Below are 7,757 nucleotides of genomic sequence, written 5' to 3'. Positions count from 1 at the left end.
CTCCGTACAGGAAGTCGGTCCGGCCGACTTCCTGTACAGCAGCTCGACCGGGTGTTCCGGGTCTACGTGGCGTCCGAGTAGGCGACCGCGACGCGCGGTCCGAGCCCTGCTGTCGTACGGTGCCGCGCCGCGGCGGCAGTGCGTCAGCCCTGTACGGTGTCGTCGCCCGGCTGCCCGGTGCCCTCCGCCGTTCCCGCCTTCTCGCGCATCTTGCGCACCAGCTCCGCCTTCTGGTCGGCCGCACCCTGGCGATCGAGGTTGCGATGCGGACCGTTGTTCTGCCGTTCGGCGCGGGACTGCCTCTTGCGCTGGCCGCCGCCCATGCCCACGGGGTTGTTGATGTTCTTGCTCACGGCGTGGTTCTCCCGGTGGTGAGGTGAAGTGAAGTGATCTACGGATTCATCGGTGGGGGACGGGCGGCGACGTCGAAGGACGTCAGCAGGCGCCCGTCACGCGCTCACTCGTAAATCGGCGTCTGGAAGAACATGACCAAGACATTACCCGGTTCCGTCGGCCCTGCGCGCCAACCTTCTCGCCGCCCCTGTGAGGAGACCGTGCAGGGCGTCGGCAACGGCGTGATCATGGCGGTCGGGCTGAGCCTACCGGTGTGCACGGTCGGCGCGATCACGTGCGTCGTGCTGTACGTCCGCTACCGGCGGTACCGCCCGCGCTGACCCGTCCGTCCCCGTGGCAGCACCATCCGCCGGGCGGGCTGCCTGGCCGACCGGCCGGCCGGGGCCAACGGGACGCAGCCGGAGGCGAGTTGGCAGACCGGGCTGCCGAGCGGGCAAGCACGCGGACCCGGCACTACGCTGGCCTTCCCGTGCCCCGGAGGATGCCGTGACCACCACGCGAAGTGCCGACGGCGACGCCCCCGCGCCGCCACCGCGGCCCAGCGGCCGGCGCCTGCTGCTCGGCCTCGCCCGGGACGTCCTGCTCCCGATCGGGGTGTACTACGGGCTGCGTGCCGCCGGGGGCAGCGTGTTCGTCGCGCTGCTGGCCGGCGCCGTCCTGCCGGCGCTCACCACAGCGGTGCACTGGCTGCGCACCCGCAGCCTGGAGGGCATGGCGGGATTCGTCGCCGGGACCATGCTGCTCGGCGTCGCGGCCGCGCTGGTCAGCGGCAGTCCCCGGTTCCTGCTGGCCAAGGACGGGTGGCTGACCGGGGTGGCCGGGCTCTGGTTCCTGGTCTCGATCAGGGCCGGGCGCCCGCTGCTCTTCCACGGCGGCCGGCCGCTGCTGGAAGGACGGTTCCGCTCCGACGGCACCTCCTGGGACGTGCTGTGGGAACGCGAGCCGGCCTTCCGGCGGATCTGGCGGGTCTCGACCGCGATCTGGGGCGTGGCGATGCTGCTCGACGCCGCCGCGCGGATCGTGATGGCGTACACCCTGCCGGTGGACGTGGTGCCCGGCCTCGGCGCGCTGCTGTGGCCGGTCACGCTGGTGCTCCTGCAGGTGGTCAACGGCGTCTACTACGAGCTGGCCGGGCTCTGGCGGCTGACCTCCGGCACGACCGCGCGCCCGCCGGGCAGCTGAGCGCCCCCGGCCGGGCTGCGCGGCTCTCCGGATTTCCCCACCACCTTCACGCCGACCCGCGGAGTCTCGGCAGTGGCGCGAGGCGGGAAGGGCAGAGCTGTCGGTCCCTGAAGGGGCGTCCGGCGGTGGCCGCGTGGCGTGTTCAGAAAATGAACGGTGTGCCGCCTCTTGACGATGGTTCAGGCCGCCATGAGACTCCCCTTCTGACATGCTCACTCCCGATCGGCTGTTGGACGACGGTCCTGGTGGACTGTTCGAAGGCGCTTGCCCCGCGGTGGCCGCGGGTCATGCTCCGGTGTTCATTTCGCGAACACAGACGAGAGGAACCCCCCACCGCATGCATCGCATAGTCCTCCCGACCCCGACCCCGACCCCAACCCCGCACCGCCGGCCGTCGCGCGTCGTGGCCCTGTTCGCCGTCCTCGCCATGGCGCTCTCCGGGCTGCTCGGCCTCACGTCCGCGTCCGGGGTCGCGTCCGCGGCGTCCGGCGACTACACCCAGAGCGCCACACCGCTCGGCGCCTCGCAGGTACGGATCGCGTTCACGCCGACGACGCCGGCCCGGTACGTCGACGTCCACTACCTGGTCAACGGTGCCGGCCAGCAGAACTTCCGGATGGCGAACGAGGCCGGCACCTGGACCCGGACCGTCGGCCCGCTCTCCGCCGGCACCCCGGTCGAGTACTGGTTCACCTACGAGAAGAACGGCCCGCAGTACGACACCCCGCACTTCACCTACACCCAAGGTGCTGGAGGCGGCCCGACGCCCGGGTGTCCGGCCCAGTCCGACACCCCGGACTTCGGCCCGAACGTGCACGTCTTCGACCCGGGCATGTCCGGCGCCGCCATCCAGGCGGAGCTCGACGCCCAGTTCGCCCGGATGAAGGACACCAACACCGCGCAGTTCTCCGAGGACCGGGTGGCCGACCTGTTCAAGCCCGGCGTGTACAGCGTTGAGGACAACGTCGGGTTCTACACCTCGGTCGCGGGTCTGGGGCTGAATCCGGACGACGTGACCATCAACGGCCATGTCACGGTCGACGCGTTCAACGCCTCGGACGCGGGCAACGCGACGCAGAACTTCTGGCGCTCGGCGGAGAACCTGGCCATCAACCCGGCCGGCGGCAACCGCTGGGCCGTGGCGCAGGCGGCGCCGCTGCGGCGCGTCGACGTCCACGGCGACCTACAGCTCTACCCGGCCAGCCACGGCTGGGCGAGCGGTGGCTACGTCGCCGACAGCAAGGTGGCGGGTCAGGCGTCCTCCTCCTCGCAGCAGCAGTGGTACACCCGGGACAGCAGCCTGGGCAGTTGGAGCGGCGGTGTGTGGAACATGGTCTTCTCCGGCACCGGCGGCGCGCCGGCCAACACCTTCCCGAACCCCCCGGAGACCACTCTGGGCACCACCCCCGTCTCGCGCGACGTGCCCTACCTCTACGTCGACGGCACCGGCCGGTACCGGGTGTTCCTGCCTTCTCTGCGCACCGACGCCTCGGGCCCCAGCTGGGCGGGCGGCAGCACTGCGGGCAACTCGCTGCCGATGAGCGGGTTCTACGTCGTCAAGGCCGGCGACACCGCCTCGACCATCAACGCGGCGCTGGCCCAGGGGTGCAACCTGTTCGTCACCCCGGGGGTCTACCACCTCGACCGAACGCTCAACGTCACCAAGGCCGACACGGTGGTCCTGGGCATCGGCTACCCGACGTTCGTGCCGGACAACGGGGTCGACGCGATGCACGTGGCGGACGTCGACGGCGTGCGGCTCAAGGGCCTGCTGTTCGATGCCGGCACCACCGACTCGGCCGCGCTGCTGACGGTCGGGGCCCCGGGGGCGGGCACGAGTCATGCGGGCGACCCGACGACGGTCCAGGACGTGTTCTTCCGGATCGGCGGCGAGATCGCGGGCCGGGCGACCGCGAGCCTGGTCGTCAACAGCAATGACGCGATCATCGACGACATCTGGGCCTGGCGCGCCGACCACGGCAACGCGGGCACGGTCGGCTGGGACGTCAACACCGCCGACAACGGCCTGGTCGTCAACGGCGACAACGTCGAGGCGACGGGCCTGTTCGTCGAGCACTACCAGAAGTACGACGTCACCTGGAACGGCCAGAACGGCAGGACGATCTTCTTCCAGAACGAGATGCCGTACGACGTCCCGAACCAGGCCGCCTGGACGGGCCCGACCGGGGCCAACGGCTACGCCGCCTACAAAGTGGGCGACAACGTCACCTCGCACGAGGCGTGGGGCCTGGGCAGCTACTGCTACTTCAACGTCGACCCGTCGGTGAACAGCTACCACGCGTTCGAGGTACCGGCGGCCCCGGGCGTGAGGTTCCACGACGTGTTCACCGTCTCCCTCGGCGGCAAGGGCACGATCACCCATGTCATCGACGACACGGGGGCGAGCACGCCCACCGGCAGCACCGTGCCCAGCAACGTGGTCGCCTTCCCCTGACCCGGCGCCCGAGGCAGCGTCCGACGCGCCGGCCGGTCCACGATCCCGGGACCGGCCGGCGCACGGAGCACGGGGCACGGAGCACGGGGCACGGCGCACGGCGCACGGCGCACGGCGCACGGCGCACGGGAACGGTTTGCGCTGCACATGCCTTGTCACGCGGTCGACCGGGGCCCGGGCGGCGGGACCGCCGGGCCGAGCCGACCCGGGCGGCCTTACGGGAGGACCTCGCCGGGCTCGGCCTCGGAGGCGTTCGGGACGGCGAACGGAGAGCCGAGGCGCTCGGTCGGGAGCACTCGTTCGACGAGGGGTTCGTCGGCGGCGGCGCCCGCGTGCGAGAACGGCTGGGCCAGCGGGCGGTGGGTCGGACGGCCGGTTTGATCACTCATGACCGACAGTCTGCCACCCCGGGTCCCGGCCGCGGACAGGGCGTCGGCAGCTACGGGACGCGGGGACCGCGGTCGTCCGGGTCAGGGGTCTCCTGCCCCAGACCCCGGCGGATGGCGGTCTCCACGGGTGAGTACGCGCCGTCGGCGCGGTCCAGCTCGTACGGCGCGGCGGGCATCAGGGGTGGTTGGGCCATGAGGCGCGGGCGGGTGCCGTGGTGCGGTTGTGCGGCGTGCACGAGGAAGGGGTGGCAGAGGTAGACGTCGCCCGGGGAGCCGGTGGCCAGGGCGACGGGCCGGTGGTCGGACGCCGCCACCAGGTCGGGGGCGAGGACCAGTCCGCTCGCGCCGTCCCGCCCGTACTTCTCCAGCACCTTGGGGGCGTCGAGGTGGGAGCCGACGCGGATGCGGGTCGGGGCGTCCTGCTCGCCGACCTCGCTGAAGAGGAACAGCATCAGCAGCGCGCGCCCTTGGGAGTGGAGGTTGGTGAAGTACCAGCTCTCGCCCTCGGGGAGGTAGCTGCCCTCGATGTGCCAGCCGGCGTCGTCCGGTTCCTCCTCGTGGGGGAAGCGCAGCGGGAAGGTGCCCAGCGAGTAGCGCGGCTCCCAGCGCCCCTTGCCGACGAGGAGGTCGTAAGCGCGGTGCAGGGCCGGGGAGTTGGGCGCGGCGGCGAAGGGCCCCTGAGCCATGCCGGGGATCCAGTGGACGGGCTGGGTCCAGGTCGAGGGGTCGTCCGGGTCGCAGCCGGTCTCCTGCCAGAGCAGCCGCGCGCAGTCGGCGGCCACACGGGGTGCGACTGCGCCCTCCAGCTTCACGAAGCCGTCGCGCAGGAACCGGGCCACCAGGGTCGTGTCATCCATGCCCCCATCATGCGGTGGCACCGGTTCCGGCCACCCGACATATCCCGCACCGCCTTTGTCGGGTGACCACCGGGCCCGCTCCGCCACCGGGCACTCAGCGGAAGGACGCAGCGGACTCGCCGCAGCCATCCCAGCTCAGAGGCACCGTTTCCGGTTCAGGGGCACGGCGACCGGATGCGCAGGGCCGACATAGAGTGAGTCGATCACCCCCGATGGAAAGGCCACGGCTTCACGGTGACCGAGTCCCACCCCCACACCCTGTTCTCCTTCGGCACCCTGCTGGACCCGCAGGTCCAGACCGCACTCTTCGGGCGCATCGTGGCGATGACCCCGGCGGCCCTGGCCGGCTACGCGGCCAGGCCCCTCGCCATCACCGACGAAGACGTGATCGCCACCAGCGGCCAGGATGTGCACCTGACCCTGGAACGCAGGCTCGGCAGCACCGTCGAGGGCGCCGTCCTGCGCCTGACCGACCAGGAACTGGCCGCCGCCGACGCGTACGAGGTCGCCGACTACGCCCGGCGACGGGTCCTGCTCACCTCGGGGGAAACCGCCTGGGCCTACCTGGACGCGAACCCGCTGCGCTCGGCGGCACGGATCGTCATCGTCGGCGACAGCATCGCCTACGGGCGCTGCGACCCCCAGGGCGGCTGGGCCGGGCACCTGGCGGCGGCTCACATCGCGGCGGACGAGGCCGGGCACCGGGTCTTCAACCTCGCGATCCCCGGCAGCACCCTGGCGGACGTCTGCGAGCAGACCCCCGCGCTGCTGGCTCCCCGTCACCCGGACACCCTCATCGTGGCGGCGGGGATCAACGACTCCGCCGTGCCGCTCGCCACGACGGACGCCGACCCCGACGGGCTCGCGCACATCACGGGCCACCTCGACTCGCTGGCCGCGACGGCCCAGCGGCACAACGCGCGCCTGGTCGTCGCCGGCCCGATCTGGCTCGACGAGACGCGCACCGGCGACTACGAGGGCCTGCGCTTCACGACGGACCGGGCGCTCGCCCTGCGTACGGCCCTGCGGACCTGGTGCGCGGACCACAACATCGACTACCTCGACCTGTGGGAGCCGCTCCGCGAGCAGCCCCACCTGCTCGTCGACGGCCTGCACCCCGGCCCGGAGGGACACAAGGAGCTCTACCGGCACCTGGACGCCCTCCGCTGAGCACGGCGGGACCGGAGCGGCCGCCCGCGGGTGCGGCGGTGGCTCCGGTCCCGTGGCGGGACGATCCCCGCCCTACCCGGCACCGCCCCGGCCCCCCGCGAGATCGCCGCCGGGGGCTCGTCCGGCCGGCGCCTTCGCCGCTGCCCCGGCTCAGCGGCGGGACGGCCAGGTGAGGGTGAGGGAGGCGGCCAGGGCCGTGCCCTGCCGGTGGCCGGCCCGGGCGGCGGCCGGGCGCCGGGCGTCGGCGGTCAGGTTGCGGCCCATCGCGCGGCGGGCGTCGGCGTCCGGGGTGATCAGGGTGACGTGTGCGCCCGCGGCACGCAGCTCGGCTGCCTGCTGCTGGGCGCTGGGGTGCGGCCCGACGGCGGTGGGGACGGGCGAGACGGCGAGCACCTGCTGGTGGCCTTCGGCCAGTTGGAGGTTGCCGGTGGAGCGGGTGCCGCCGTCGATCCACCGCCGCCCGAGGGCGGCGGCCGGTGGCCACACCAGCGGGACGGCGCAGCTGGCGGCGACCGCGTCCGCCAGGGCGAGGCCGGAGTCGGCGTCGAAGGCCTCGACCTCGCCGGTGCGCGCGTCCACGGCGGTGATCCGCAGCTCTTGCGCGGGCCATGTCGTGGCGTCACGCAGCAGGGTGTGCACGGTGGTGTGGAGGTCCTGGGCGGGGCTGGTGCGCGCGGTCAGGGCGGCGTGGCCCAGGCGCCGGACCGAGCGTTCCGGGTCGCGGGTGGCGAGGGCTGCCCACAGGAAGCGCAGGGTCTGTGCGACGGTGATGCCCATCTCGACCCGGTCGAGGCCTTCCAGTTGACGCTCGAACAGCTCGCGGGCGGGTTCACCGGCGGCGAGGCGGGCCCCGAAGACGGCACCGGCCGAGGTGCCGATGACGGTGTCGGCGGCCGTCGGGTCGATCCCGCCGTCGGCGAGGCCCGCGAGCACGCCGGTCAGCCAGGCGCCGCCGACCGGTCCGCCGCCGCCCAGTACCAGAGCCGTCCCGTTCATGGTGGTCCCTCTCCTCCGACGCGCAAGAACTGGGGACTGATCCCCATTTTGTGTCGAGGTGACAGTACACCAGCGGGGCCGGAGCCTGGAGCGGTTCGGGTCCGGTCCCGTTCTCCACGGTGGAGCAGCGTCCTCCGAGGGCACCGACGACTCGTGCCAGGAGCAGGGGAAGCCTGTGGACGGCCAGGAATCGGCCAGGAATCAGCCTGGGACGGAAAGACAGAAAGGTCGTAGCCGCTGCACCCCTCGCACCGGCGGCGCGAGTACCCGGTCTCGCCCTCCAGCACGGCGTCCGGCGCCCCGCCGGAGTCCCCCGCGACCACCGGCAGGCCGGTCGCCGAGGCCTCCAGGTAG

Annotated in this window: 7 protein-coding genes; 3 read left to right on the top strand and 4 right to left on the bottom strand. The window is 72.7% G+C overall.

Annotated features, from left to right (window positions below):
- Nucleotides 1-143: 143 nt before the first annotated feature.
- Nucleotides 144-353: a DUF6243 family protein gene (locus ABTY61_RS33010; protein WP_350508822.1), complete on the bottom strand. Its 210-nt coding sequence runs from the start codon at nucleotides 351-353 to the stop codon at nucleotides 144-146.
- 487 nt (nucleotides 354-840) lie between these two features.
- Between ABTY61_RS33010 and ABTY61_RS33005 the strand changes: the two genes are divergently transcribed.
- Both ABTY61_RS33005 and ABTY61_RS33000 read left to right on the top strand, forming a co-directional pair.
- Nucleotides 841-1,536, top strand: a complete 696-nt coding sequence (locus tag ABTY61_RS33005; protein WP_350508821.1) for a VC0807 family protein — start codon at nucleotides 841-843, stop codon at nucleotides 1,534-1,536.
- A gap of 337 nt (nucleotides 1,537-1,873) precedes the next feature.
- The gene (locus ABTY61_RS33000; RefSeq protein ID WP_350508820.1) at nucleotides 1,874-3,991 is read left to right on the top strand and encodes a pectate lyase-like domain-containing protein; all 2,118 of its coding nucleotides are present in this window, start codon (nucleotides 1,874-1,876) and stop codon (nucleotides 3,989-3,991) included.
- A gap of 215 nt (nucleotides 3,992-4,206) precedes the next feature.
- Here the strand turns inward: ABTY61_RS33000 and ABTY61_RS32995 are convergent, their stop codons facing one another.
- Nucleotides 4,207-4,380 (bottom strand): hypothetical protein, encoded by a 174-nt coding sequence (locus tag ABTY61_RS32995; RefSeq protein WP_350508819.1) that lies wholly within the window; start codon nucleotides 4,378-4,380, stop codon nucleotides 4,207-4,209.
- Between the two features lie 50 nt (nucleotides 4,381-4,430).
- Nucleotides 4,431-5,237, bottom strand: a complete 807-nt coding sequence (locus tag ABTY61_RS32990; protein ID WP_350508818.1) for a phytanoyl-CoA dioxygenase family protein — start codon at nucleotides 5,235-5,237, stop codon at nucleotides 4,431-4,433.
- Nucleotides 5,238-5,471: 234 nt separating this feature from the next.
- Between ABTY61_RS32990 and ABTY61_RS32985 the strand changes: the two genes are divergently transcribed.
- Nucleotides 5,472-6,407, top strand: coding sequence for a GDSL-type esterase/lipase family protein (locus tag ABTY61_RS32985; RefSeq protein ID WP_350508817.1), 936 nt, complete (start codon nucleotides 5,472-5,474; stop codon nucleotides 6,405-6,407).
- 150 nt (nucleotides 6,408-6,557) lie between these two features.
- Here the strand turns inward: ABTY61_RS32985 and ABTY61_RS32980 are convergent, their stop codons facing one another.
- Nucleotides 6,558-7,403 carry a patatin-like phospholipase family protein gene (locus tag ABTY61_RS32980; RefSeq protein WP_350508816.1) on the bottom strand — a complete coding sequence of 282 codons (846 nt, stop codon included), beginning with the start codon at nucleotides 7,401-7,403 and terminating at the stop codon, nucleotides 6,558-6,560.
- Nucleotides 7,404-7,757: the final 354 nt, after the last annotated feature.

The sequence above is a fragment of the Kitasatospora sp. NPDC096128 genome (genome assembly GCF_040303105.1).
In the GTDB taxonomy this organism is placed as follows: domain Bacteria; phylum Actinomycetota; class Actinomycetes; order Streptomycetales; family Streptomycetaceae; genus Kitasatospora.
This window is presented reverse-complemented; position numbering and strand designations above follow the sequence as displayed.